The sequence below is a fragment of the Leptolyngbya sp. PCC 6406 genome (genome assembly GCF_000332095.2).
Taxonomy (GTDB): Bacteria; Cyanobacteriota; Cyanobacteriia; order Phormidesmidales; family Phormidesmidaceae; genus PCC-6406.
This window is the reverse complement of the sequence record NZ_KI913949.1, coordinates 4,538,433-4,563,351: the sequence shown is the minus strand read 5'-3', so window position 1 is coordinate 4,563,351 and position 24,919 is coordinate 4,538,433. Positions and strand designations below refer to the sequence as shown.

General features: G+C 56.4%; 24 protein-coding genes. 13 read left to right on the top strand and 11 right to left on the bottom strand.

Annotated features, from left to right (window positions below; all coding sequences use genetic code 11):
- Window positions 1–16: 16 nt before the first annotated feature.
- Both LEP6406_RS0220290 and LEP6406_RS29045 read right to left on the bottom strand, forming a co-directional pair.
- Window positions 17–1,852 (bottom strand): DUF3685 domain-containing protein, encoded by a 1,836-nt coding sequence (locus tag LEP6406_RS0220290; protein WP_008309146.1) that lies wholly within the window; start codon window positions 1,850–1,852, stop codon window positions 17–19.
- Window positions 1,849–3,666, bottom strand: coding sequence for a hypothetical protein (locus tag LEP6406_RS29045; RefSeq protein WP_008309147.1), 1,818 nt, complete (start codon window positions 3,664–3,666; stop codon window positions 1,849–1,851). The genes LEP6406_RS0220290 and LEP6406_RS29045 overlap by 4 nt, the downstream gene beginning before the upstream one ends.
- A gap of 219 nt (window positions 3,667–3,885) precedes the next feature.
- Here LEP6406_RS29045 and LEP6406_RS33910 point away from each other — a divergent pair, with 219 nt between their 5' ends.
- Window positions 3,886–4,659, top strand: a complete 774-nt coding sequence (locus tag LEP6406_RS33910; RefSeq protein WP_008309150.1) for a cold shock domain-containing protein — start codon at window positions 3,886–3,888, stop codon at window positions 4,657–4,659.
- Window positions 4,660–4,837: 178 nt separating this feature from the next.
- On the opposite strand, the gene LEP6406_RS0220270 is transcribed toward LEP6406_RS33910, so the two are convergent.
- The 4 genes from LEP6406_RS0220270 to LEP6406_RS0220250 form a co-directional block, all read right to left on the bottom strand.
- Window positions 4,838–5,593 carry a response regulator transcription factor gene (locus LEP6406_RS0220270; RefSeq protein WP_008309152.1) on the bottom strand — a complete coding sequence of 252 codons (756 nt, stop codon included), beginning with the start codon at window positions 5,591–5,593 and terminating at the stop codon, window positions 4,838–4,840.
- Between the two features lie 175 nt (window positions 5,594–5,768).
- Window positions 5,769–6,278, bottom strand: a complete 510-nt coding sequence (gene ybaK, locus LEP6406_RS0220265) for a Cys-tRNA(Pro) deacylase (RefSeq protein WP_008309154.1) — start codon at window positions 6,276–6,278, stop codon at window positions 5,769–5,771.
- 513 nt (window positions 6,279–6,791) lie between these two features.
- A complete protein-coding gene (locus LEP6406_RS0220255) occupies window positions 6,792–7,439 on the bottom strand; it encodes a DUF3386 domain-containing protein (RefSeq protein WP_008308152.1) in 648 nt (215 codons plus the stop codon).
- Between the two features lie 229 nt (window positions 7,440–7,668).
- Window positions 7,669–7,929 (bottom strand): hypothetical protein, encoded by a 261-nt coding sequence (locus LEP6406_RS0220250; protein WP_008308154.1) that lies wholly within the window; start codon window positions 7,927–7,929, stop codon window positions 7,669–7,671.
- A 394-nt stretch (window positions 7,930–8,323) separates the two neighbouring features.
- Here LEP6406_RS0220250 and LEP6406_RS0220240 point away from each other — a divergent pair, with 394 nt between their 5' ends.
- The 6 genes from LEP6406_RS0220240 to LEP6406_RS0220215 all read left to right on the top strand — a co-directional run bounded on the left by LEP6406_RS0220240 (window position 8,324) and on the right by LEP6406_RS0220215 (window position 15,674).
- On the top strand, window positions 8,324–9,361 hold the full coding sequence (locus tag LEP6406_RS0220240) for a FecCD family ABC transporter permease (RefSeq protein WP_008308156.1): 1,038 nt from the start codon (window positions 8,324–8,326) through the stop codon (window positions 9,359–9,361).
- A 2-nt stretch (window positions 9,362–9,363) separates the two neighbouring features.
- On the top strand, window positions 9,364–10,176 hold the full coding sequence (locus LEP6406_RS0220235) for an ABC transporter ATP-binding protein (protein ID WP_008308158.1): 813 nt from the start codon (window positions 9,364–9,366) through the stop codon (window positions 10,174–10,176).
- Between the two features lie 56 nt (window positions 10,177–10,232).
- Complete coding sequence (locus LEP6406_RS29035; protein WP_051463801.1) at window positions 10,233–12,959, top strand: TonB-dependent hemoglobin/transferrin/lactoferrin family receptor; 2,727 nt, start codon at window positions 10,233–10,235, stop codon at window positions 12,957–12,959.
- A gap of 193 nt (window positions 12,960–13,152) precedes the next feature.
- Window positions 13,153–14,037: an ABC transporter substrate-binding protein gene (locus tag LEP6406_RS0220225; protein ID WP_225886587.1), complete on the top strand. Its 885-nt coding sequence runs from the start codon at window positions 13,153–13,155 to the stop codon at window positions 14,035–14,037.
- An 83-nt stretch (window positions 14,038–14,120) separates the two neighbouring features.
- A complete protein-coding gene (locus tag LEP6406_RS0220220; RefSeq protein WP_008308163.1) occupies window positions 14,121–15,026 on the top strand; it encodes an ABC transporter substrate-binding protein in 906 nt (301 codons plus the stop codon).
- A gap of 3 nt (window positions 15,027–15,029) precedes the next feature.
- On the top strand, window positions 15,030–15,674 hold the full coding sequence (locus tag LEP6406_RS0220215) for a TVP38/TMEM64 family protein (protein ID WP_008308164.1): 645 nt from the start codon (window positions 15,030–15,032) through the stop codon (window positions 15,672–15,674).
- Window positions 15,675–16,162: 488 nt separating this feature from the next.
- Here LEP6406_RS0220215 and LEP6406_RS31510 read toward each other — a convergent pair whose 3' ends face one another.
- From LEP6406_RS31510 to LEP6406_RS0220190, 5 genes are all read right to left on the bottom strand, one after another.
- Window positions 16,163–17,107: an IS630 family transposase gene (locus LEP6406_RS31510; RefSeq protein WP_027268884.1), complete on the bottom strand. Its 945-nt coding sequence runs from the start codon at window positions 17,105–17,107 to the stop codon at window positions 16,163–16,165.
- Window positions 17,108–17,132: 25 nt separating this feature from the next.
- A complete protein-coding gene (locus LEP6406_RS0220205; protein ID WP_008311997.1) occupies window positions 17,133–17,471 on the bottom strand; it encodes a DUF5615 family PIN-like protein in 339 nt (112 codons plus the stop codon).
- The gene (locus LEP6406_RS35520) at window positions 17,468–17,956 is read right to left on the bottom strand and encodes a DUF433 domain-containing protein (protein ID WP_263971202.1); all 489 of its coding nucleotides are present in this window, start codon (window positions 17,954–17,956) and stop codon (window positions 17,468–17,470) included. Before LEP6406_RS35520 ends, LEP6406_RS0220205 begins: the two co-directional genes overlap by 4 nt.
- 21 nt (window positions 17,957–17,977) lie before the next feature.
- Entirely contained in the window at window positions 17,978–18,754 is a 777-nt protein-coding gene (locus tag LEP6406_RS0220195; protein ID WP_008311994.1) for a cysteine hydrolase family protein, read from the bottom strand.
- Between the two features lie 96 nt (window positions 18,755–18,850).
- On the bottom strand, window positions 18,851–19,108 hold the full coding sequence (locus tag LEP6406_RS0220190) for a DUF6439 family protein (RefSeq protein ID WP_027269299.1): 258 nt from the start codon (window positions 19,106–19,108) through the stop codon (window positions 18,851–18,853).
- Window positions 19,109–19,205: 97 nt separating this feature from the next.
- On the opposite strand from LEP6406_RS0220190, the gene LEP6406_RS0220185 reads away from it, so the two are divergent.
- From LEP6406_RS0220185 to minE, 6 genes are all read left to right on the top strand, one after another.
- Complete coding sequence (locus tag LEP6406_RS0220185; protein WP_008311990.1) at window positions 19,206–19,646, top strand: sll0565 family protein; 441 nt, start codon at window positions 19,206–19,208, stop codon at window positions 19,644–19,646.
- Between the two features lie 216 nt (window positions 19,647–19,862).
- Window positions 19,863–21,251, top strand: a complete 1,389-nt coding sequence (gene asnS / locus LEP6406_RS0220180; protein WP_008311987.1) for an asparagine--tRNA ligase — start codon at window positions 19,863–19,865, stop codon at window positions 21,249–21,251.
- Between the two features lie 4 nt (window positions 21,252–21,255).
- Window positions 21,256–22,071: a creatininase family protein gene (locus tag LEP6406_RS0220175; RefSeq protein WP_008311984.1), complete on the top strand. Its 816-nt coding sequence runs from the start codon at window positions 21,256–21,258 to the stop codon at window positions 22,069–22,071.
- 679 nt (window positions 22,072–22,750) lie between these two features.
- Window positions 22,751–23,572: a septum site-determining protein MinC gene (gene minC, locus LEP6406_RS0220170; protein WP_008311982.1), complete on the top strand. Its 822-nt coding sequence runs from the start codon at window positions 22,751–22,753 to the stop codon at window positions 23,570–23,572.
- Between the two features lie 195 nt (window positions 23,573–23,767).
- Window positions 23,768–24,568: a septum site-determining protein MinD gene (minD, locus tag LEP6406_RS0220165; RefSeq protein WP_008311979.1), complete on the top strand. Its 801-nt coding sequence runs from the start codon at window positions 23,768–23,770 to the stop codon at window positions 24,566–24,568.
- Between the two features lie 6 nt (window positions 24,569–24,574).
- Complete coding sequence (gene minE, locus LEP6406_RS0220160) at window positions 24,575–24,913, top strand: cell division topological specificity factor MinE (protein WP_263971201.1); 339 nt, start codon at window positions 24,575–24,577, stop codon at window positions 24,911–24,913.
- Window positions 24,914–24,919: the final 6 nt, after the last annotated feature.

The window sequence follows — 24,919 nt, the reverse complement described above, 5'->3', positions numbered from 1 at the left end:
GGCTGATTTTGCCTATCTAAACCTCATCCCGCGATCGCGATCTCAGGCGACCCTCCTGCCAAGCGCTGCCGACCCCCTTGAGGATGCCGCGCCCCACCAAGCCAATGCCGCGCCCCACCACCTCCGTCAGGACATAGACGACACCACTACCGACAAACGCGATCGCGGCCCGCAGCCGAGGAGAGATGGCATCCCGCGCCTCCATCGCCAGGGTGAGGGTATACTGCACCCCCGACAGAGTCTCCAACTCCGCCTGTCGAGGCGCATAGATCCACTGGGTCTGAATCCCCTCCGGCGCAAAGGCAAAAAGTTGGTGCTGGCTCTCAAAGATAGCCTTAGGTTCCGACACCCAGCGCTGCCAACGATAGCGCCAAGACAAATCATTGCGAAACCGGGCAATGTCGCGGCTGGACATCATCCGCCGCTGGTAGAGAGTGCGCTTAAAGGATTCCGTATCGGCGCAACGGTTTAGCAGCGGCTGAATCACGCCACAGGCCACCTGAATCAACAGGTTCTCCAACAGTAATTGGCTGCGGCGCAGTGCCTCAGGAGCCGTGGCGATGTAGGCGGTCCCGTCCACCACCACCGAGTCTTGAAACAGCAGGTGCCCCACCAGATCCGCCACACCGGGAATTGGGGCTAAAATTCCCTGCTTCACCGTCGCCTCCTCCTGCCGCAGCACCTCCACCATCGGCCCCTCTAGGTCGCTGTCGGTGGCGGTGTAGTAGCGGCCAAAAAAATCCGTCAGCCCCGTTAGCCACAAATCCCGCAGCAGGGTGGGAGCCTTGGTAGCCACCTGGCCGGGGGGGAGCTGGGCTTGGGCCAAATCGTCCAGAACATCCTCAAAGGCCCGCAGCAGCAGGTACAGCAACTCCCGCCGCTTTTCGACTCGCAGAATGTCGATTTCCAGGGGAATATCGCTCTGGTTGTCGAGGGAATATTGCAGCTTGCGAAACACCGCCTCGCAAACTCGGGTGCGTCCGTTGGTCACCGCTGTAATGGCCATGGGCATCGCTGTCCCCGAGGAGCTCGATTGACTCAAGGGAGATGATGCCGTTGAGGGGGGCGCAATCATGGCCGGGATGGATGCCGGGGGCATGGATGTCGAGGATGAAGATTGGAAACCCGAGGCAGCGGCAGGGGCTTCCGGTAGAATCCGGGTCACCAGCCAGCGGGCCGCCCGCAGTTCCCGGTGACGGCCTTGCAACACTGGTCTATACCAAAGGGAGGCTTGGGCCTGTTCGGTCTCTACTTCTGCGATCGCAGTGGCAATCTGAGCCAATCCCGATCGCCGCAGTGCCACCAGGGGATTTACCCAGCCAGAACGAGGGCGGGTTTCCTCCGGCGGATCGTTAAGGGCGGGGGTAGGCACCGTTCTCTGGGCCGTGTGCTGAATCAGCATCGCCAGATCCCGTACCGGCAATCCCCGCAGGCCAAAGCCATCGGCCCCCATGGCCTGGGCTGCCGCTTGCAGCACCGGATCCCCCTGGGCACTCAGCACCAGAATAGGCAAGTCGGGAAAGCGGGTCTTGAGATCGCCACAGAGGCGCAGTCCCGGCAGTTGTTCTGGATCGCCCAGCCCTAGCCCCAGGTCTAGAATCACCACATCTACCCCCGTGATTTCCGGTCCCGCGATGGTCCCTTGGGATTGGTCTCTGACCATCGCCGCAGCATCCGCCTGCACCGAGACCGCCGCCGCCCGTAGATTCGTCAACTGGGTCAGAGTTTCCTCAGCGGTACTGGCCTCCCCGGCAATGGCAAACTCGGGCCGCTGCTCCAGCCAAATCCGTAACCCCAGCCGAAAGACGGGATCCTCATCAACCAGAAATAAATTTAGGGGAAGTACGGTCATGGGAAATCATCAGCGGCACTGTTCTGGGAACCCCCCTCATCGGCGGTGTCCCCTGACCCCTCACCAGAGGCCGCAGTACTGGAGTCTTCTAAGGACCAAATATAGTCTCTCTCTGCCTGCCATAGTGCGATCGCATTCCGGGCCTCACCGTAGAGTGCACGACCAGAACCGATTTGGGAAGCCAGGTTAATGGCAGCGGTGAGGGAACCTTGATAAGCCAGCTCCTTAGCCTGGGCCAAGATAGGACCATCCTCACGAATTTGTAGCGTGCGGGTCCAGTCCTGGGCCATGGTCTGAGCCTGATCATAGAGGGCACGATCGGGCTGAATTTTGCCAACGGCCTCAATGGCTTCCCGGAGCTTGCCCGCTGCTGCCAGAGTATTGGCCTCAGTCAAAATGGGCTGATCCTGAATCACCTCAATCTGACTCAACCAAGTGGCAATTCGGGTCTGGGCCTCTAGGCGTAGCGCCCGTCCCAGGGCAATGGTACTGGCTTCCGTAATGGCAGCACGCAGGGCAGGGATGGTTCCCGCCTGGGCCAGTCGATTGGCCCGAATCAGGTAGGGCCGGTCTTGACTGCGCTCAATCTCCGCCTGCCAATGGGCAATCAGGGTTTGGGCCTGAATCCGGCGGGGTCGCTCGGGCTGCACCGTGAGAGCCAGATCGGTGGCATAGCGAAAGGCCCAGGGTTGTCCTAAACCCGCGATCGCATCCGCCAACTTCAGCATCCGCAGATCCATGAGCTGGGCGTACCAATCCGCCTGGGAGTCCTGGGCGGCAGCATAGAAGGGGCTACCGGAAGCAATTGTCTCCGCCGCCCGAATCGCCTCCATTAAATAGAACAACTGGAGATAGGTGGGGTGTTGGGTGGTGGCCTGGGCCGCCAGCCGCTGGGCATGGCTAAAGAGGATTAAATCCTGGGCTTCAGGAGCCAGAGTCGGGTCCGGCGGCACCTTCTGCACCGCCGCCACCGCCCCATCGATATCCCCCAACTCCCAGCGCTGAAAGCTATAGAGCAGTAAATTATGACTCCAGCGATCAATATCTCGTTTGGCCTCCCCCCAAGCCGCACTCGTCAGGCGCACCTGCTGGGCCAGAGTCAGCGCTTCCCCCAATTCCTCCGGGTCGCCAGAATCTGCCAAAGCACGGGCCTGCTTAAGCTGGCTCCAGGCTGCCCGCTCCTGGTCAATCGCCTGCTCCAATTCCCCAAAGCGTGTTGCTAGCCAATAGTCACTGTCCAGAGACTTGAGCTGTTGCAGACTGTCCTGGGCCTGGGACCAATTCTGGGCCGCGATCGCCGCCGTCACCGTCGTCTCAATCGCTTGGGCTTGCTCCCATTCCTGCCGCCAGTTCCAGATAGCACCTTGGGCCTTGGCCCGCAGAGGCGTCTCTAGGGGAATCGCATTTGCTAGCTCGACCGCCCGCTCTAAATCGCCCCCATGCATCGTAGCCGTGGCCCGTTGCAATAACCGTTGGGAAGCCTCAGTCAAAATCGGCAGTGCATCTTCGTAGAGGGGATGGCTGTCGCGCCAGTCCGCAATGAGTGCGATCGCCTGAATCAAGTCCTGGGGACTGGCGGACTGCATTTGGGTTTCAGCACAGATTAGGCGATCGCTGTCGGAACTAAACCGGGAAATCTCCGTACAGTCCGGTAAAGGCGGAATCTGGGTCAGCCAAGCCAAGGCCCACAACCCCACCGCCCCCGACCCCACCATCAGTCCCCCCCAAAACAGGGGCCAAAACCACCCCAAAGGCACCAGCCGAATGCGGGGACGAGGCGTTCTGGGTAGAGGAGTCGGAGAAGAGCGAGCCATAGGATAAATTCTGCCCAGACAAGCGGGAGGAAGCAGATCCCTGACAAGGCAATGACAGGGCAGTAATCCCCAGGTGTTACGGTTGTAACGTAGCCGTCAAGAGGGAAGCCCCCTTACGTCATGGCATCCTAGGGCACAGGGAAAAGGTGTTGTCATTGTAGAAGCATTTCCCCAGAACGCGCGGCTTTCATCACCAATCCGTTGTACCCCCTACCGCTAGTGAAACATCAAGGCAGACTCAAAGCTTGGAAAGATGATCGGGGCTTTGGCTTCATCGCCGCCACCGAAGCCAATAAAGATATTTTTCTCCATATCTCCGCTCTGCCTCCAGGGATCCGTCGTCCCGAAGTGGGCGACACCATCATCTATGAGTTACAAGTACAGCCCGGTGGCAAAATTCGCGCCATCAATGCCACCATCCAAGGCGTCGAAACCCCCACCGTTCAAGTCATTAAACCCTCTAAATTCGTCAAAACAGTTCCCTATCGTCAAACGTCCGTCTCATCCCAAAAGCCAGCTAAACGAGCCTCGGGCCTACCCTTTTTGGTAGGATTTGCCTTCGTTGGAGGCATCATCGCGCTGATTTCGGCTGTGATGTTTCTAGAACCCCGTACCGCTACATCTCCAGCCACTAACGCGCAGGTCTCCACCCCCGCCGAAGTCCCCGTTGCGAATGCCAGCCCTACACCCGCTGCAACTCCTGAGCCCCCTGTCCAGGCTAAACCTCAGGCGACTAATCCCACCCCGGCTAATCCCACCCCGGCTAATCCCCCTGCGGTTGAACCGCCTGTGGTTGAACCGCCTGTGGTTGATACGACCCTAAACGACTGCAATGTCAAAGGTAATATCTCGATCAGTAGCGGCAAACGGCTCTACCATATGCCGGGAATGCGGGATTACGACATTACGAACATCAGCCCAGAGCATGGAGAGCGGTGGTTTTGCTCGGAGGCGGAGGCGGTAGAACACGGCTGGCAACGGGCTCCGGGGTAGGCAGAGCTTCTCAGGAGTAGAGACCAAATAACGTGGGATAGCCGTCCCGGCTGTCCATGCTCAGGCAAGATGCCTGACCCATAACGTGGGATAGCCGTCCCGGCTGTCCATACTCAGGCAAGATGCCTGACCCACAAGAATTGCACATTATTAAGGATCCGGGTTCCTAACCCAATCTCTACCCAAATCGATAGCCAAACCCTCGGAGGGTGATGATGTATTCCGGGGAACTGGGGTCTCGTTCAATTTTTTCCCGCAGCCAACGGATGTGGACATCCACCGTTTTGCGATCGCCCACAAAATCCGGTCCCCAGACATGGTCGATCAGCTCTTCCCGACTCCAGACCCGATTGGGCTGGCCCATAAACAGCTCCAAAATGCGAAATTCCTTGGGGGAGAGGGCGACCTCCTGCCCTTGGAGCATCACCTGCATCTCGTTCAGATGGAGGGTAATGTCGCGATAGACGAGGACTGCGACCTCGGGCTGGCTGGGGGTGCGGCGATAGCGGCGTAGGAGGGCACGGGTCCGGGCCACCAATTCCCTCATGCCAAAGGGCTTGGCCAGATAATCATCGGCCCCCACTTCCAACCCCACCACGCGATCTGTCTCGCTAGCCCGAGCGCTCAAAATCAGAATGGGGATGTCTAGATTTTGATGGCGAATCATGCGACACAGATCTAAACCATTGACGCCCGGTAGCATTAGATCCAGAATCGCGAGATCAAAGGGGGAAGGAAGGGGGGAGGGTGCAGAACTGATCAACAGTTCTAGGGCTGTGGCTCCGTTTTCCGCTACAGAAACCGCATACCCTTCATCCTGAAGGGCCATGGCCACGGTCTCCCGAATTAAATCCTCATCATCGACCACAAGAATGTGGTGGCTCTGACCTATGGATGGCGTTGCATGATGGGGATGGCTTCGGTTCCATGCCATAAGAGGGGGTAAGATGCTGGGTTTGGATCTGGACTGAAGCAGAACCTGGTCTATAGGGTGTGTCTGATTGCGCCTGATCGCTAAGACACGTCCCTTAGAACTAAGCCTGTCAGCATCTTGTCGGCCTAGCCTTAAGGCTAGAAGATCCCAAGGTTAAGGATTGCCGCTCTAATTGTTAACCTCTGAATAACACATCGGATTCCGCATCACTCAGCTTTCCCACTGTGGCCCCAGTTCCCCGGATGTAGTCCTCTGGGGTCAACCACAGCATTTGCCCTCGCTTTCCCGCCGATACCGCGATATGCTCCTGTCTCTGAGCCAAGGCGTCTAGGTACACGGGATAGGCTTTTTTGCAGCCTAGGGCGGTGACGCCACCCCGAATATAGCCCGTTAAACCTTGCACCTCCTTTAGGGGGACGGTATCGATTTTGCGATCGCACCTTAACTGCGCCAATGCCTTGAGATCTAGACGGGCCGCAGCAGGAATCACCGCGAGGCAGACCCCCGTGCGATCGCCCCGCGCCACCAACGTTTTGAAGACCTGTTCCGGGGGCAACCCCAGCTTCTCCGCCGCCCGTTCCGCCCCAAGTTCAGCAAGATCTACCTCATAGGTCAGGAGGACATAGGAAATCCCCAGGCGATCCAAGATACGTGCCGCATTGGTTTTCTTTGAGTCGCGCGACATAACGGCTAAGTAGACTTTTAAGTAGTCTTTGCCAAAATACCGGAAGGTAGCCAGGGTAATCGCATCTCACACGAGCTAAACCCGCCCCTACGGGATTTACCCCCACACGGGTCACCGGGCAACAAGGGCAACCATCCTATGCCCTCTGGGCAGGCTCCGCCCTAGCGTTAGCCTTAGCGTAGCCATGCCGGAGGCTATTGCCCGAAGGGCTATACGGCTTCGTTGCTCCTCCGGAGCCGCTACGCGAACAGGACAGGCAAGGGATTGCCCCTACGGGAAATTGAATTCAAAATTCAAAATTCAAAATTCAAAATTCAAAATTCAAAATTCAAAATTCAAAATTCAAAATTCAAATCTACCACCTGTCACCTCCTGCATTGGGCGCGGAAACCGCGCCCCTACCTCCATGACCCTGACGGCGACGCAGCCAATAGCCCAGCCCCGCAACTCCTGGTAGGGGGCTGACTGGAATGCCGTCAGCCTATACCCCTACTTTGCCTGACCTGATGGTCTCTAGGGTCTTGGCAGTAAGCTCAGGTTAGAGAATAGCAGCGTCGTTATTTTGGGCTGACCCGCCTCCTCGGTGCGGATACAGCGGCGAGTCAGCAGATAGTATCCCCCCACCTGTTCAAAGGTATCTTCAAAGATGGTTTCTGCACCTTTTGTCAGGCCGGTTTCTGGATCTAGGTAAAGGGAACGGTAGCCCGTAGATAGGTAACCCGCCTCGGTTTCTAGGGTGTCGAAGGTGTGAATATTGACGATCACATCCCGAATGGCACGATGGACAAAACAGACGGTATTGTCTCGAACCTTATAGCGGTTGCCCATGGCGGCTCCTCCCACCAAGATTTCCACGGCTCCCGTGTCATCGGTCTTGCCAATTTCAAAGGTATTGTCACCATGGGTTTCTTCAAAGCTATGGCGAACCCGATGAATTGTAATTTCCCAGATCTGGCTTTTGATCATGCGCTGGGCTGTTGGATCTTCAACATTAAACACCTCAAACTTGAGGTCTGGAGCAACCTGAATTTGGCCCCTGTGGATACTGTGGTCATCCTCAAGTGTGACATCGGCCCGATAGCCAGGGAATTGAGCATCCCAGGTGTAGCGGTTTTCGTAGGCGGCGCGAAATAGATCCTGGGCGGTCAAGGTTTGAGGCATGGTGTTGCTCCAGTAGAGGTGAAAACAAGAGGGGATAGAAAGATCGGCTCAATAGGGAAATTGAGCTGGATAGGATCCGCCTCTGGACAAGATCACGGGACAAAAACGCGATCGCACTATGGCTGTCAAAGGTGGGTGCGATGGGATTGCCATAGTCCCCAGGCTGAAACAGCGATCGCACAGACAATGACCATCCAGTGATCCCAGCGAGACGGATCAAACGTTGAACTCATGGTGATTTCTGGAGATGGTTTCCGGAGAGAGACAGGCTTGCCAACGGCTCAGCGGCAGGATTTACCTCTGGGGAGAGCACCATGAGCTGAATGCGATCGCAACTGGTGACATCCGGCATCTGAGCTGAAGTCCAGCCCATGATTGGCATCAGGCCCAGGTGCAGTCCGGTCACGCCCAAAACGCCAAAAATGGCCCAACGCTGGGTGAGTACCTGTCCCCGAAGGTGCTGTTGTAGACAATCGCGAGAAAGCGCCATGGCAAAGCTCTTTCTAAATGAAGATGAATGCCATCTTTGATGACTTATTTTCTCATCAGACTCTAGATTGATTTCGCCAAAAGATCAAGCGTAAGGGTGCCAAGCCTGAGTGTTGACATGAGTTGTGTCCTAGGGAATTCTTCGAAGAATCCAGTTTTGCCCGAAAGCGACAACGAGATTGCAAGGGTTTTAGCCTGTGAAGAGAGATGAAAAATGTCCCGATTGAGACCCTTGTTAAGGATGCGTGGAATCGCCAAGGTACAGGACTTGGCCATGCTGTTCCCCTTGCCCTGAGAGCTGAAGCTAAATTTTGGCAAATCCTACAACCCTGTTAACTTGACATTGGTTTGCAATAAGCGTACCTTCAGCCATTATGGCTCCTTGAGTGACGACTATGACGACAATGATCGCCCCCTCACCGCAACCCTTGCGCCCCTCCCAATCCCGCCACCAGCGGGTGTTGTTGGCCGCCGTCCTGCTGCTGGGGAGCTTGGGGATCATTCTCTTTCTGTCCTTAACCCAGGGTTCCGTTGCCTTGACCTGGGGGGAGCTAGCAGCGGCGGCGCTGCGCCGGGGAGATACCCTGTCTCAAACCATTTTTTGGGACTTGCGCTTGCCCAGGGTACTAGCGGCCCTGTTAGTGGGGGCCGCGTTGGGGTTGGCGGGAGCCCTGTTGCAGGGGATGCTGCGGAATGGCTTGGCCAGCCCCTTTCTGTTGGGAATTTCCGCCGGAGCGGGCTTGATGGTGGTGCTCACGGTGGGGGTGGGATTGGTGCAGATCTGGGTGCCCCTAGGGGCGTGGCTAGGGGCCGTAGTGACCACCTTCTTGGTGTACCTCTTGGCCCGCACCGGAACCACCCTTTCCATCGAGCGCTTAATTCTGGGGGGAGTGGCCTTTAGCTCCTTTTTTGGGGCGATTCAGTCCCTTTTGCTACTGCTCTCCCCCGATGGTCAAATCCAGGCGGCTCTGAACTGGCTGATTGGCAGTCTCAATGGTCGGGGCTGGACGGAGGTGAGGCTGGTGGGGCCGCTGATAGTGGTGGCGCTGGTGGCGGGCTGCTTGCTGGCGCGCCAGGTGAACCTACTCAGTTTGGGGGATGACCTGGCGACCGGACTGGGGACTTCCCTGGGGCGATCGCGGATCTTAATTGGCACGGTGGCCACGCTGCTGGCGGCGGGGGCGGTGAGCGTGGCTGGGCTGGTGGGGTTCGTTGGGTTGATTGTGCCCCATGGCGTCAGGCTCTTGGTGGGCACAGATTATCGCCTCGTGTTGCCCTTCTCGGTGCTGGGGGGAGCGCTGGTGCTGGCGGGGGCGGATCTGATCGCCCGCACGGGGCCAGTGGAACTGCCCGTTGGCGTAGTGACCGCCATGCTGGGGGCTCCGGTGTTTATCTGGCTGCTGCATCAACGGCGTACCGCAGGAGGAGTCTAGCCATGCCCTTGGAATCACGCCAACTCTCGGGGGGCTACGGCGATCGCCCAATTGTAGACGGGGTCAACTTAACCCTGGAGACGGGGGAATGGCTGAGTCTGGTGGGGGCCAACGGCTCCGGCAAGTCCACCCTATTGCGGCTGATGAGTCGGATTTTGCAACCCCAGGGGGGCACCGTGTTCCTATCGGGACGGGACATTCACACCCTCTCCCCAACGGCCTTGGCCCGCCGTCTAGCGCTATTGCCCCAGCAACAGGTGCTCCCGCCAGGGTTGACGGTGTACCAACTGGTGAGCCTGGGGCGATCTCCCCATCAGCCTTGGTGGCAGTGGGAGTTAGATGCTGAGGGACGGCATCAGGTGGAACGGGCACTGGATTGGGCCGAGTTGGGGCATTATCGCGATCGCGCTGTCACTGAACTGTCCGGTGGTGAACGGCAGCGGGCCTTCCTGGCCCTGGCCCTCGCCCAAGATCCCCAGGTGTTGCTCCTAGATGAACCCACCACCTTCCTGGATATCCATTACCAGTTGCAACTGCTGGAATTGCTGAAGCGGCTCAATCGTCAGCAGGGGCTCTCCATTATCACGGTGCTCCATGACATTAATCTGGCCGCTCGCTACAGCGATCGCCTTGCCCTGCTGCGCCAGGGTCACCTCTGGGCCGTCGGCCCGGTACCCCAGGTACTCACCCCCGATCTACTGCGCCAGGTCTTCGAGGTGGATGTCGCCCTAGTGCAAACCCCCGTGGGTCTGCAAATTTGTCCCCTAGCGGCAACCAGTAGCCCCAATCCCACCCTGGTTCCAGCTCCTACGTAGGTGAGGTATGGGTGTGTGTTGGCGGAGCCTGCCCGGAGGGCTTGGGTGTGAGCACAATGCCTGGATTGGTGGGCGATGCCCACCCTACGGTGCTGTCTGTCACCCCATCACCCCATCACCCCCCCACCCCATCACCCCATCACCCCATCACCCCATCACCCCCCCACCCCATCACCCCATCACCCTTCCCCTGTCCCCTAAAACCCACCCACAAGTTGAGTCTTGCCATGAACCGTGCCTTCTTAATGCGATTAATTCTTGTCAGTAGCCTGCCTTTGATGATGACGACATGGGCGATCGCTGCCCAGGCAGAGCCCAGTATCCTCCTCGACTCCATTCCCTCTGAGCTAGAAAAGCTTGATGATGAGGAGTCTTTAGTCCAATTGCCTCTATCCCCTCTCGGGAGAGAGGTAAGCGGCTTCAGGCAAGAGTTAATTCCCGCTGCTGAAGCAAATGAGAGCAGTTCCCAACCAGATAGTGTCCTTGATTCCGGGGGCTACGTCACCACTGCCGAAGGGTTACTGGGGGGGAATGGGGACGCGATGGTCCCTAATATCGAGTCGCCCATAGCTCAGGCGAATCCTGACCCTGCGGCTGAGGAAGAAGTCCCCGCTAGCGAGGCTGACCCCGTTGATGTGCAATTCACGGGAGATACCCTGCGGTTGACGATCACTGGCACTCGGAACGCCCTGCCGGTGGATCGCCTACCGGCTACGGTGACCGTCTTTGAGTTAGAGGATTTTCAGTTCTATCAAGTCAACTCCCTGCAAGAGCTGCTGCGCTATGAACCCGGTGTTTCCGTGCGAGACAATAACCGCTACGGTGCTCAGGATGTAAACATTCGCGGCATTGAGGGTAACCGGATTCTGTTTCAGGTGGATGGTGTTCGCTTGCCAGAACGGTTCCTGTTTGGTCCCTTCAACATTGGTCGGGGGGAATATGTGGACTTTTCCGCTCTGCAAGCGATAGAAGTGCTGCGCGGCCCCGCCTCTACCCTCTACGGCAGCGATGCCCTGGGGGGGGTGATCACCTACCGCTCCCTGCGGCCTACGGATCTACTGGGGCCGGATGACACCTTTGCGGGCAATATCTCCACCACCTACCGCAGTGCCACGGGTGGATTGGATAACGTGGTGCGGGCAGCTCTGCGGGATGGCCCCATCGCTGGGGTGCTGGTGCTGAGTCGCCAAGACGGTCGAGAGCTGAGCAACTTTGGCCCTGCCCAATTTACCGACAGCATCGATCGCGGTAATACGAACCTCTATGGCAGCATCGTCTATGACCTAGACGACACCAGTCGTCTGACCTTTACGGCAGAGGATGTCAACCAGCGCACTAACTATGTCGTTGCCCCTGGGAATTTACTCACGGGTGCCCCGGCTACAGCGAACCTCCGACATACCGGGGAAAATCGGATTGACCGCACCCGTGTCAGTGTGGCCTATGAATTTGAGAATGCTGAAGGAGAGTCCTTCCTTCAGTTTGCTCGGGCCCAGCTTTTCTACCAGGTGTCAAACACCACAGAAATTGACCAACAGTTCCGCGCTTCTGGGGTGGGGGGTGGCTTTGCTGGATCTCCGGTGCGGCGAGACAGCAATAACCAGTTCATCGCCAATAGCTATGGCGGCGATCTCCAACTCCGCAGTGACTTTTCTACGGGCAATCTGGATCACCGCCTCACCTACGGGTTAGACATTTCCCGCACCTTTAATTCTCGGCTCCGCGATCGCACCCAAACCAACCTACTGACCGGAGCCGTGAGCAACACCTTTGGGCCAGGGGATACCTTTCCGATCAAAGACTTTGCCGATGGTAATACCCTGCGCCTGGGAGCTTACCTCCAGGACGAGATTGCCATCGGCCCCTTTAGTATCATTGCGGGCCTCCGGTTCGATCATTACGACCTGCAAACCACTGATGATGATGCCTTCAATGGACAGCCCGTGAGCCTGACGGCCTCAGCGGTTTCTCCCCGCATCGCAGTTCGCTATGAAGCCACACCGGAAATCTCCTTTTATGGCCAATACGCCCGAGGCTTTCGGGCTCCCCTCTACAGCGAGATCACCAGTGGGTTCACCAACCTGGCGGGAGCCTTCTTTAAATACGAAACCATTTCCTCCCCCAATTTGCAGCCAGAGAGCAGTGACAGCTTTGAAATTGGGGTGCGGGGCAATTTTCCCCAACTCGATTTCCGCCTGACCGGGTTTTACAACACCTACAACAACTTCATTGCCACTGCCCAACAGGTGGGCACCCGTTGCCTGATTGCGGCTCCCGTTTGCCCGCCTAATCAAGTGGTCAATCAGTTTCAAGCGATTAACATTGGCCGCGCCCGCATCTACGGCGTAGAGTTTGGCGGTGAATACCGCTTTAGCCCTGGGCCAGAGGGCTTTAGCCTCTTGGCCAGTCTGGCTTGGACTCAGGGAGACGACATTGAAACCAATCGTCCCCTGACAACCATTGATCCCTTTACGGCGGTGGCGGGTATCCGATACCGCGCTCCAGGAGATCAGTGGCGGGCCGAGTTGATTAGCACCTTTGCAGGGCGAGCACGGGTACCAGAAGGAACCACTACCTTTGTGCCCGATGCCTATGCCGTGGTGGATTTTATTGGTAGCTACAACCTGACTTCCAATCTGGGCCTGAGTTTGGGTGTGTACAACCTGTTGAACAGGCAGTACTACAACTACTCGGAGGTGCGCGGTCGCGAGAATGTCCCCGCCATTAGCCAGTTCAGCCAAGCGGGTACCAATGTGCGTTTAGGGGTGAACTTCACTTTCTAAATCGGGGGAATCCATCCCCCGATTCAGGGGGTGTTGATGGACATCCCCTGAAAGTGTTGCCCCAGAATTATTCCTCCAGTCGTTAGTAAACAGGATGGGAGTTATGCCATTTTTTGCCAGAATGCTTTTCGCTAAAAATAGCTACGGGCAATCAAGTTGGCCGTGGAACGCAATGGCTCTAAGGTGTCGGTCTTTGAGCATCGTATTTTTAGTGGGCGCGATCGCGGCCTGCTCCGGTTCCCCAGCGCCCAACCTCACCCAAGGAGAGACCCCTAGCACGGATGAAACCGCCGACACCCCCAGCCCAACTGCTGCAACAGCAGAGCGTGTCGTCACCCTCACCTCCCTCACCGCAGATCTGGTCCAAACCCTTGATGGTGAGACCCTTGTGGGCATTCCCGGCAGCCCCTTGACCCAGCAAGATCCGCGATTTTCGGATATAGACATTGTGAGTGAGGGCCGTGTCGAACCGGATCTAGAGAAAATCATCGCCCTTGAGCCCGATCTGGTCATCGGAGCAGCAGGCTTCCACGATAAGGTGCTGGATCGCCTGCAAGAACTGGGCATTGATGTTCTTGCCACAGAAGTAGACAGTTGGGATGCCCTGGAAACCCTCACCGAGGAACTAGCCCAGCGCCTTGATGCTAGTCCCGATGTTCTCTTGGCTCGCTACGATGCCTGTTTGGCCCAAGCCCCTGAGTCTGCTCCCTCAACCTTGGTGTTGGTCAGTCGTCAGCCCCTACTGTCCCCCAACAAAAGCAGTTGGGCCGGGGATTTTCTGAACCAGTTCAACCTGCCCAACCTGACTGCTGATATGCAAGAAGACAGTTCCTTTGGCGGCTACGTCACCCTTTCAGAAGAAAAGGTACTCCAAGCCAACCCCGAACAACTGTTGGTTGTCGATACCGGGGATAACCTACTGGATCAACTCAAAGGAGATGCCTTCTGGAGCCAACTCGCCGCCACCCAAAATGATGCTGTTTACACGTTTGACTATTTTGGTTTGATCAACCCCGGTAGCCTTGCCAGCATCGAAGCCACCTGCCAACAACTGGCCAATTTAGCCCCTGAGGATTAGCGGAATAGATTGCAGCAGGCCAACAGTTTAGTTTCTGGGGTGGATGTCCTCCCTGGCGATGATTTGCAATAGAGACGGGAGTCATGGGTATTTTGCTCACTGGGGGAAATCCCCCGCTGCATCCGTTATCCCCACCAGCTCAGCGCATCGTCTGTCTGAGTGCATCGGGTTTAGATGCATTGATGGAGTTGGGCCTAGAGCCGATCGCTGGGCTCCAAACTGGGGTGGCAGTACAACCAGAGTTCTATGGCGATCGTGTCAACACCTGGGTCAATGCGGGGTCTTGGCTGTGGCCTGACTTCAAAACTATTCGCCACCTTGCTCCCGACTTAATTCTGGGTTGGCGTTTTCCGCATCGCTTTTATCAACGTCCATTGAGAGCCATTGCTCCCCTGTATTTGATGGCAGGGAGTGGCTACGAAGCGGCCCTACTGCGGTTACGGTATATTGCCCAGTGGACCGATCGCGGCCCTGAAGCGGAAGCTGCGATCGCAGCTCTGGATGCTCAAATCCAGCGATACCAACAGCACATCTCGCCCCACCACTTCAAAACTGTGATTATGATGGGGGGCTCTAGGTTCAACATTCGCCTCAACCGCTACCCCGTTGAAGCTGATACGGGCACTCTGGGGAGCTTGCTGAGTCGATTTACTCATTTTCCCTGGACAAAGCCTGTGCAACATCAGGGAGAAGCTGGTTTGGTGTACCTGTCCCTGGAGCGAATTGCTGCGGTTAATCCAGAGATTATTTTTGTTCAGTCTTACGGAGCAACTTCTGGATCTTCCCCTCGATTGCTGTCCCAAGCCCTATCCCATCACCCCCTTTGGCAAGGTCTGCGTGCTGTTCAATCGGATCAAGTCTATGAGGTGGATCAATTTTGGCATTGGGGCAATGGTACCCGCTTGCTGAAGCTCATGCTGGGTCGCTTACTACCCCTGATATATCCCCACAGTTTCCCGGTATCGATGAATGCTCAATTTCCAACTTAAAAAATGACTCGCTTACGTTGGTGGAAAGGACTCAAGCTGCTGGCCTTGGGGGTGGGTCTGACGATCTCTGTGGGCTTAGTGAGTCACTATGGCATTGCTCCCATTCGCGATCGCGTTGCCGACTGGGGGCCATGGGTTCCTTTAGGTATTTTCTGCCTGCGCTTTACCAGCGTGGTAATCCCGGCATTGCCAGGGACAGCCTATTCCATCTTGGCGGGCAGTTTGTTGGGGTTTGGCCCAGGGTTAGCGGTCATCTGCGGAGCTGATGTGCTCTCATGCTCCCTCAGCTTTTTTCTGTCGCGGCGCTATGGCCGCAAGCTGGTAGAGCGCCTCGTGGGGGCTCGATTTATGCACCGCATCGACACCTTGAGTCAGCGCCACCTAGAGCGCAACTTTTTTCTCATGACCGGCTTTTTGATGACGGGGCTGTTTGACTTTGTTGCCTATGGGGTGGGGTTGACCCAAGCCCCTGCCCTTAAATTCTTCGCTGCCCTTGTGATCAGCATCGCCCTTTCCAACCCGCCCATTGTGGCTCTCGGTGCTGGCATTCTAGAGGGGGGCCGACTCCTATTGGGGGTGGCCTTGTTGGGTGCCTTTGGTCTGGCTATGGTGACAGGCTGGGTCAACCGCACCCGTCCCCTGCACTAACCGGGTATCCACTCAAAGCGGGACAAATTTCTTGGGGAGGAGTTAGGCATTAGGAGCCAGAATCTAGGAGAGTACTGGATTCTGACTCCTGACTCCTGAATTCCTCGAAACCAATATGGTCTCGGCTTACGTTGATGCCCTAGCCCTAAGGCCCTGGCTATCTGTCGGGCTTCTTTTTCGTCGAGCAAAATTTTGTCGGCAGACAGTTCGACAGCCAGGGCAATGGCTTCAGATTCGCCTTGATGCAGGTCTCGCCGGAGAAGACTCACGAATGCTGTGTTTTACACGGTTTGGGGAATTAGCCACCCCTCATTGAGAGCTGCTTGTAGGGCACGAGAGCCGGGGAGATCTTCGTTGGCTTTTAACTCTGTGACAACTGCTTAGGGAATGTAAATCTGCCCGAACTGTTGTTGGCTCATAGATCTGTTTGGGACTGTCGGATTAATGCTTCAATACGATCTAAATAAACATTATAGCGGATTTCATAATTATGCGGCACAATAGCAGCAATGGGTGAACCAGCTTTTAATGTCCGCTTCAGAGATGTCCTCAAAGGCTATTTCAAGGGCTTCTGATAGCGCTTGATAAGTCCGTGCCCCCAGTGCCCTGAGAATTGACTTTAGCTTTGACCAAAAGTTCTCAATCGGCGAGAAGTCCGGCGAATAGGGCGGCAGATATACCAGACGTGCCCCTGCGGCCTCAATCAACTCCCGAATCATGTCGTCCTTATGAATGGAACAGTTGTCCATCACGACACAGGCCCCTGGCCAAAGGTTGGGCACCAGGCGAGTGGCCACAAATGCCTCAAAACTCAAGCCGTCAAAGGCTCCTAAAATCACCGCCGAAGCCACTACCCCAGCCAAGCTTAACCCTGCCACCAGGGACACATTCTTCCCCCGCTTGGGCTGTTCTCCATAGGCTCGTCGGCCTTGCAGCGCCCAGGCAAACAACCGAATCAACCCCAGATTAATCCCCGACTCATCGATAAACACCAAGTCTTCAACTCGGATGTCTCGAATCTCATCCCAGTACTCCCCTCGCAACCGCTGTACCCGATCACTCACCTTGTCACTGGGGTGAAGGGCTTTTTTTTTACGGGTGAACTGAAGCCGCTTCATCACCCGACACATCGTGGATCGACTCACCGTCACCCCATACTGTTGAGCCACTTCGGCGCGAAGCTCATCTAAGGTCAGATCAGGGTTCGCTTCAACGAAGGCTTGAACCCCCTGCATCTGCGCCTCATCCAGTTCCCTCGGTCGCCCAGGACTGGTCTTGGGGGCAAGCTCACCCGTTTCCCGATACTGCTTCAGCAGTTTCACGATAAAACTTAGAGTCACTCGAAATCGCTGGGCTAACTGGCGCTGCGAAATGCGCTCGTTCTCATAGGTCTCAATAATCTTCTGTCGCAAATCGGTGCTGTAGGCCTTCATCGGCTCCTCGCGCTTTTTCTACCCGCTATTCGTACCACATCTTTGTGAAATCCGCTATAATGAGCTTATAATTAGCGATCAAAGCCTCAATTTGCGGCCAAACACTGGCTAAAAACTGATGAAACTCACGTTTCCGCATATTCCCAAAACGGAGATGAACCACGGTGGGTGGAGCCGGATCAAGCATCAATCGGTCTGAAAAGTCAGCGTCTTTTGTCACCAGGACTAAATTTCTGTCTTTTGCATATTGCCAAATTTCAGTATCCGTTGGGCTGATTCCTAAAACAGAAACGTGAGTAATGGGTGATGATGGTATGAATTGAATTCTTGCAGGTAAGTTCTCATCAAACAAGAAGCCATTCATGCAATTTTTCTGACTTCATAGTAATTAGCCATCAACCTTGCTGCAAACTGCATACAAGCATAAATATCTTCTCGTTTCAGAGAAGGATATTCTTCTAAAACTTCTTCAATGGAGTCCCCCGCCCCTAAAAACTCTATCACCGTTTTCACCAAAATACGAGTACCCGTAATTACAGGTCTTCCATTGCAAATATCTGGATTAATGCTGATTCGGTTATTCATGATTTTGTTGCCTCCATGAAATATTGTGCAAATATCTATATCAAACCTTTTCGCCAATCCAATAGACACTTCTGATTCGTTAATTCGTCTGTGGCAACTCCAGAATTTCTCTTTCCAGTTGTTTGATTCTTGCCTCAATCTCCTCCAACGGCTCCGGCGGTTCATACTTGTAAAAATAGCGACTAAAATTAATCGTGTAGTCCACAATGCCCGTTTGTTGATCCTGCTCATCCTTATAAGCCTCATAAATCCAGGCATCGCCATTAGGATTTTAGCTTCCTGGCCTTAGCCGATCGCCTGACAGGCCGCCATCAGGGTGGGAGAATCTGCCACGAACCCAAAACACTGGTTCACGTTGTAGACCGTAGCTTGCATACAGTATTCCGGTGATGTGGTGGCGGTGCAGTCCCGCAGCAAAATGCAGTCATAGCCCAGAAAATTCCCATCTTGCAATGTGCAGAGCACGCACTGATCCGCATTGACCCCAGCAAACAGCAGGGTGGTCTTGCCCAGATTCCGCAGGATGCTGTCGAGGGGGGTATCCCAGAAGCCACTCATCCGGTACTTGTCTACCCAGATATCCCCCGACTCCCCCGGCAACTCATCTACTACCGCTGCTGCCCAACTCCCTTTGGTCAACACCGGAGCCCCGTTGCTGGGCAGGGGATCCCCCAGCCCTACCCCTGTTCCGGTGGGATTGTAGACATGGCGTAGGGCGGGACTAATGTTGAGCAGATCCGGTCGATTGCCCCAGTTCACCCATAGAATCGGTACCCCCACCTGTCGCAGTACCGGCAGTAGACGTTGCAAGGGAGCAATGGGGGTACGGGCTGGGGTTACATCCACCCCGATGGAGGCTAGCCAGCCATCAGGGTGGCAGAAGTCATTCTGCATATCCACCACCAGACAGGCAGTTTTATTCAGGTCCAGACTAATGTCCTTGGTGTCGGTGGCTAGGGTGATGGCGCGCAGGGGGACGGGCGGGCGGGTCAGATCTGCCGTTTCCGCAGTTACAGACCAGCAATTGGGGGCTAGGCCCAGGGGATAAACGTCAGGTTTCATTACGGCGTCGTAAAGGAGTGCATTGCGGCGCGTTTCATTGTCGGGGGAGCGGTTGTTGGCATCGGTTTCCAGATTTGAAGATTTCTAGAGCCGGGATTATTGGCGCGACCCGTGGCTGGGACAGGGGGGCGCGGTTAGGGTTTTGTCGAGCCAGCCCACTGCTTGCTGGAGACGCACGAGGGCTTCTTCGGGCTCATCCTTGAGCAGGTAAACGAGGGCGGCAGCGGCTTGCTCTTGGGCGCGAACTTTGCGATCGCGATTGAGACGATGCCAGTCCTTGGGTGCGATCGCGAGTTGTGCCGCCAGGGTTTGGGCCAGCGTGAGGGAATCGGTGCCAGTAGGGGAATTAACCATTGGGGGAACCATGGGCAAGAGCCAGTAGAAAAGGATTCGGTATGATGGGCGCTGTTGGGTTTTGTTCCATCCCCATTGTGGGCATAAATTGTCGGATATGAACCGCCGCCCTTTGCGATCGCGCCATTCCCCCACCCGCCGCTGGTTCCCCTTTGCCACCCGTCGGAGAATGGGTTGCCGGACCTGGCCCCACCCCCGAATCCAGGGTGCACTGCAACCCGATGCCACCTGGGATCGCGATCGCATTGACGCCGACCTCACCGCCCTAGAGCAGGGGATCGCCGCTCTGCGCCAGCGCTACGAAGAGATCCGGGCCAACTACCAACAGCAGGCCACCCTGCGGGAGCAGATCCAGGCAGAAGGGCTCTCTGGTGCTGAAATCCAGGCGCTCCAACACCAGCTTGAGGACTTGGAGGCCACCCTCGCCAGTTCCTTTCTGTCGTGGGGAGCTTTGGCAGAACCCTTCTGGCAAGCGGTTCGGTTTGGGGGGGTGGGGATGATCCTGGGCTGGATTCTCAAGGCCGTTGCCGACAGCTAATTATGCTGTCTGGTTAATGGCGCACAATTCTGGAAAGGGCGAAAAGCCTTAAAGCCTTCGGCATGGCTACGCTAACGCCCCTACCCGTGAAATGAAAGTTGTGTGGTCATTCACACGTCCCAGTGACACAACGGGGGATGGGGTCTCAAGGATAGGAACTCAACGATATGATCAGGACTGATGATTCCTTGACTCCATCCCCACGGTTCACCCGCCATGACGATGCCAACGATCAAAACTCTTCTTGCTAGCGGCCACCCAGGGGACACCGTCACGATCCAGGGTTGGGTCCGCACTAAGCGCGAGCAGAAGACCTTTAGCTTCATCAACATCAACGATGGATCGACCCTGGGGGGAATCCAGGTGGTGGCCGATGAGCAAACAGCGGATTACGAAGCCGTGCTGAAGCGGATCAATACGGGGGCTTCTGTGGCGGTGACCGGGGTACTGGCGGAGTCTCCGGCAAAGGGTCAGCGCCTAGAGCTCAAAGCCCAAACCCTTGAAGTCTTTGGGGAGGCGGATGACACCTATCCCCTACAAAAAAAGCGCCATTCCTTTGAATTTTTGCGGACATTGGGGCATTTGCGATCGCGCACCAACACCCTAGGGGCGGTGTTTCGGGTCCGCAATGCCTGTGCCCAGGCTATCCACCAGTTTTTCCACGAGCGGGGCTTTTTGTGGATCCATACGCCCATCCTTACCAGTAGCGACTGTGAAGGTGCCGGGGAACTGTTCACCGTCACCAGCTTGGATCTAAATCACCCGCCCCAGACCGCCGAGCACACCGTAGACTTTAGCCAAGATTTCTTTGGTAAGCCCGCCTACCTCACCGTCAGCGGTCAGCTAGAGGCGGAGATCATGGCCATGGCCTTCACCAATGTCTATACCTTTGGCCCCACCTTCCGCGCCGAAAACTCCAACACCTCCCGCCACCTCGCGGAGTTTTGGATGGTGGAACCGGAGATGGCCTTCTGCAACCTAGGCGGCAACATGGACCTAGCGGAAGCCTTTTTGAAATACGTCTTTCGCTATGTGCTGGACCACTGCGAGGAGGATATGGCCTTCTTTAACCAGCGCATCGACGATACGGTGCTAGCCACGGCAGATGCGATCGCAAATAGCGAATTTGCCCGCATCACCTACACCGAAGCCGTGACACAACTGCAAAAATCCGGCCAGTCCTTTGAATTTCCGGTGGAGTGGGGGATTGATCTTCAGTCAGAACACGAGCGTTATCTTGCAGAGGAGGTCTTCAAACGCCCCCTGATCGTCACCGACTATCCCGCCGCCATCAAAGCCTTCTATATGCGCCTCAATGACGATGGCAAGACCGTCGCCGCCATGGATGTTCTTGCGCCCAAGGTGGGGGAAATTATCGGCGGCTCCCAACGGGAAGAACGCTTAGATATCCTAGAGCGACGTATTGATGCCGCCGGACTGCCCCGCGATGCCTATTGGTGGTATCTGGATCTGCGCCGCTACGGCACTGTGCCCCATGCGGGCTTTGGTCTGGGCTTTGAGCGGTTGGTGCAATTTATAACCGGCATGGGCAACATCCGAGACGTGATCCCCTTCCCCCGCACCCCCGAGAATATCGAGTTTTAGCGTTATGATGCATGGCTGGATTCCGCCGGAACGATTTTTTCCCTACCTCACCTGGCCCCAGGTAGAGGCTATGGTGGATAAGCCTAATGTGGTGCTGGTGCAACCTCTGGGGGCAATCGAGCAGCATGGCCCCCATCTGCCCTTGGTGGTGGATGCCGCGATCGCACTTTCAGTCCTAGGCAAAACCTTGGCTGCGTTGGATCCTGACCTCCCCGCCTACGGACTGCCACCCCTGTACTACGGCAAATCCAACGAGCATTGGCACTTCCCCGGCACCATCACCCTGTCGGCCCAGACCCTGCGGCAGGTGTTGATGGAGTCGGCGGAGAGTCTGTATCGAGCCGGATTTCGCAAGCTGGTGTGGATGAATGCCCACGGCGGTCAGCCCCAGGTCCTGGACATGGCGGCGCGGGATCTGCACCAGCAATACCCGGACCTGATGGTGTTTCCCCTCTTCACTTGGCGAGTGCCGAACATTGCCGCCGAGGTGATTACGCCCAAGGAATTGGAATTGGGAATTCACGCAGGGGATGCGGAAACCAGTCTGCTGCTGTCGATCCTGCCGGATCAGGTGCAGATGGAAAAGGCCGTGTGTGAATATCCCCCCGAGCTATCTCCAGAAAGTCTGCTCAGTATGGAGGGAGCCCTGCCCTTTGCCTGGGTCACCCGTGACCTCAGCCGCAGCGGTGTGCTAGGGGATGCCACCGTGGCCACGCGAGAAAAGGGGGATCGCCTCCTGGCCTCCTTGGTGGAGGGGTGGGTGAAATTGATCCAAGATGTCTATCACTTTCAGCAGCCCGCCGTTTGGCGACAGCCCTAGTGCCCAGTCAATATGCACCCTACGGAACCCTGAAAATCAAACCTGATGATGCACCAGCCCAACATTTTCCGGTCCCCTCTCCCCTTGGGAGAGGGCTAGGGTGAGGGGCCGAGGTGCACCGCGATAGAACGGTTAGGGTATTTACGCTGCCCAGCACTAGTGCTCTGTCAGCCCTGATTTTGTGGGTATGACTGTTCTTGGCATGACATCCTTACGGTGCATTGCTTCGCGTGGGCGAAGCCACGCCTTAGCGTTATGCACTCTACGGCACTCACAAAGGTAAAGTTGACAGACCAGTAGTGGTTTGACACAGCTAAAACTGTGCTTTAGAAATTCCAGCGAATTTCTTGTTAGTGGGCAAAGCCCACCCTAAGTAATGCACTACTTTAGCTGTGTCGTACCAGTAGGATGCATTAGGTGAAACCGTAACGCATCGTAGCGTGTTCAACTCGGATTGATGCGTTACGCTGCCGCTCTAGCGCAGCCATGCCGCAGGCCATACACATCCTACGGGATAGCTAGTGGGTCATTTGCTTTGAAGGCTGTTTAGTCCCGCAATCTCACCCTTTAACCCCTGTCGCCCATAAAATTACCGGGCATGCCCATAAAATTAACGGGATCCTGGTCTAAGATGTCAGGACTAAATGACCTGTAAATGCGCCCATTGGTGCAGTCCCCCATGAATTCGGAGTCTCCATCCCCCCAGGCCGTTTCAGAACTGCCCGCCCCTGAGATTAACCCCGATACCCAGGTGCGCTTCAAAAGTCAGAATGGACGCCTATTGCTGCTGTTGCCCCCTGATCCTGAGGGGGAGCTAGCTCCCCTGCCCTGGACAGACCTCTGGGAACAGTTGCAGCAGCGATTGGTCTCCGGCGACCGCTTTTGGCAACCCCGGACCACAGTCCATCTGCTGACCCGCGATCGCTTGCTAGATGCCCGCCAGCTCCAGGCCATTGAAGACACCCTGGCGAAGGTGGATCTACTGCTCAAGCGGGTTTACACCAGTCGTCGGCAAACGGCGGTGGCGGCGGCGACAGCGGGCTACTCCGTTGAGCAACATGCCCCCGTCGCCCACCTCAAACAATCTCCCATCGAACCAGGACGCCCCCTAGAGGATCCCCTCTATACCCAGGGCACGATTCGTTCCGGCGGTGAAGTCCGCCACCGGGGCACCGTGGTGGTGTTGGGGGATGTGAACCCCGGCGGTAGTGTGGTGGCGGATGGCGATATCCTCGTGTGGGGACGGCTGCGGGGATTGGCCCACGCCGGAGCCCAGGGCAATGCCCAATGCCGCATTATGGCCCTGCGGATGGAGCCGACCCAACTCCGTATTGCCGACAAGGTGGCCCGCCCGCCGGAGACCCCCCCGGCGGAATATTGGCCCGAGGTGGCCTATATCGGCAATGGCGCGATTCGTATTGCCTTGGCCCAGGAGTTTTCGCGTCTAGGGATTAAAACCTATTCTGCGTCCCCGACGGGAATCCCCTCGGGGCAACCCTGATGGGATTTCTATCCGTGTCTTAATTCATCAATAATCTCGTCAATATCCCATCAATATCCCGTCAATGGTAGGCAGCTTGGCAACCATAGGGCATGATTAGGAACTGACAGCGGGGCAAACATCCCATGCCTCCCAGCGCTGACCGCTGATCCACAGACCCAGCTAGATAGACCCAGCTAGACAGTATCGGAACCCATGACCCGCATTATCGTTGTCACCTCTGGTAAAGGTGGCGTTGGCAAGACCACTTGCAGCGCCAACCTGGGTATGGCCTTGGCCCAGCGCGATCGCCGCGTGGTGGTGGTGGATGCTGATTTTGGCCTGCGTAATCTAGATTTGTTGCTGGGCTTAGAAAATCGCATCGTCTACACTGCCCTGGACCTATTGGCGGGGGACTGCCGCATAGAGCAGGCTCTGGTGAAGGACAAGCGCCAGCCCAACCTTTCCCTACTGGCAGCGGCCCAAAATCGATCGAAGGAGTCCATTACGCCGGAGCAAACGGCGGATTTGGTCAGCCAAATCGTGGCCTATGGCTGTGACTACATTTTGATCGACAGTCCCGCTGGTATCGAAATGGGCTTCAAAAATGCGATCGCAGCCGCTAATGAAGCCATCGTCGTCACCACCCCAGAGATTTCCGCTGTCCGCGATGCCGACCGCGTCATTGGCCTGCTAGAGGCCAACGGGGTCAAGCAAATGCGGCTGATCGTCAATCGCCTCAAACCCGCCATGGTGCAGGAAGATCTGATGATGTCGGTGCAGGACGTGCAGGATATCCTGGCCATTCCCCTGCTGGGGGTGGTGCCGGATGATGAGCGGGTGATCATCTCCACCAACCGAGGAGAGCCCCTTGTGTTAGAAAAGAGCCTATCCCTAGCGGGGATCGCCTTTGCCAATGTGGCCCGACGCCTGGAAGGAGAAACGGTCCCCTTCCTCGATCTGTTTGCCTCCCACGATGATCTCTTTGCTCGTCTGCGTCGTTTCCTCCGTGGGTAACTGCCCTTGCCCGCTTCTCCTACCTTACCCATGCTCAGTGAACTGCTAGATCGCCTTTTTCACCGTAGTCCCCACGAAACCAGTCGGGCGGCGGTCAAGCGTCGCTTGCAATTTGTGCTGGCCCACGATCGCGCTGACCTGACACCAGAGACGGTGGAAAAAATGCGCCAGGAAATCCTAGAGGTGGTCTCCCGCTATGTGGAGATTGACACAGAGGGGCTGGAATTTGTCCTGGAAAATGATGAGCGGGTCACGGCCCTGATCGCCAACCTGCCCATTCGCCGGGTCCGTACTCGAGCCGCAGCAGTGACCGCTGACCCCACCCCCGATGCAGCGGAATCCTAAAGGCCC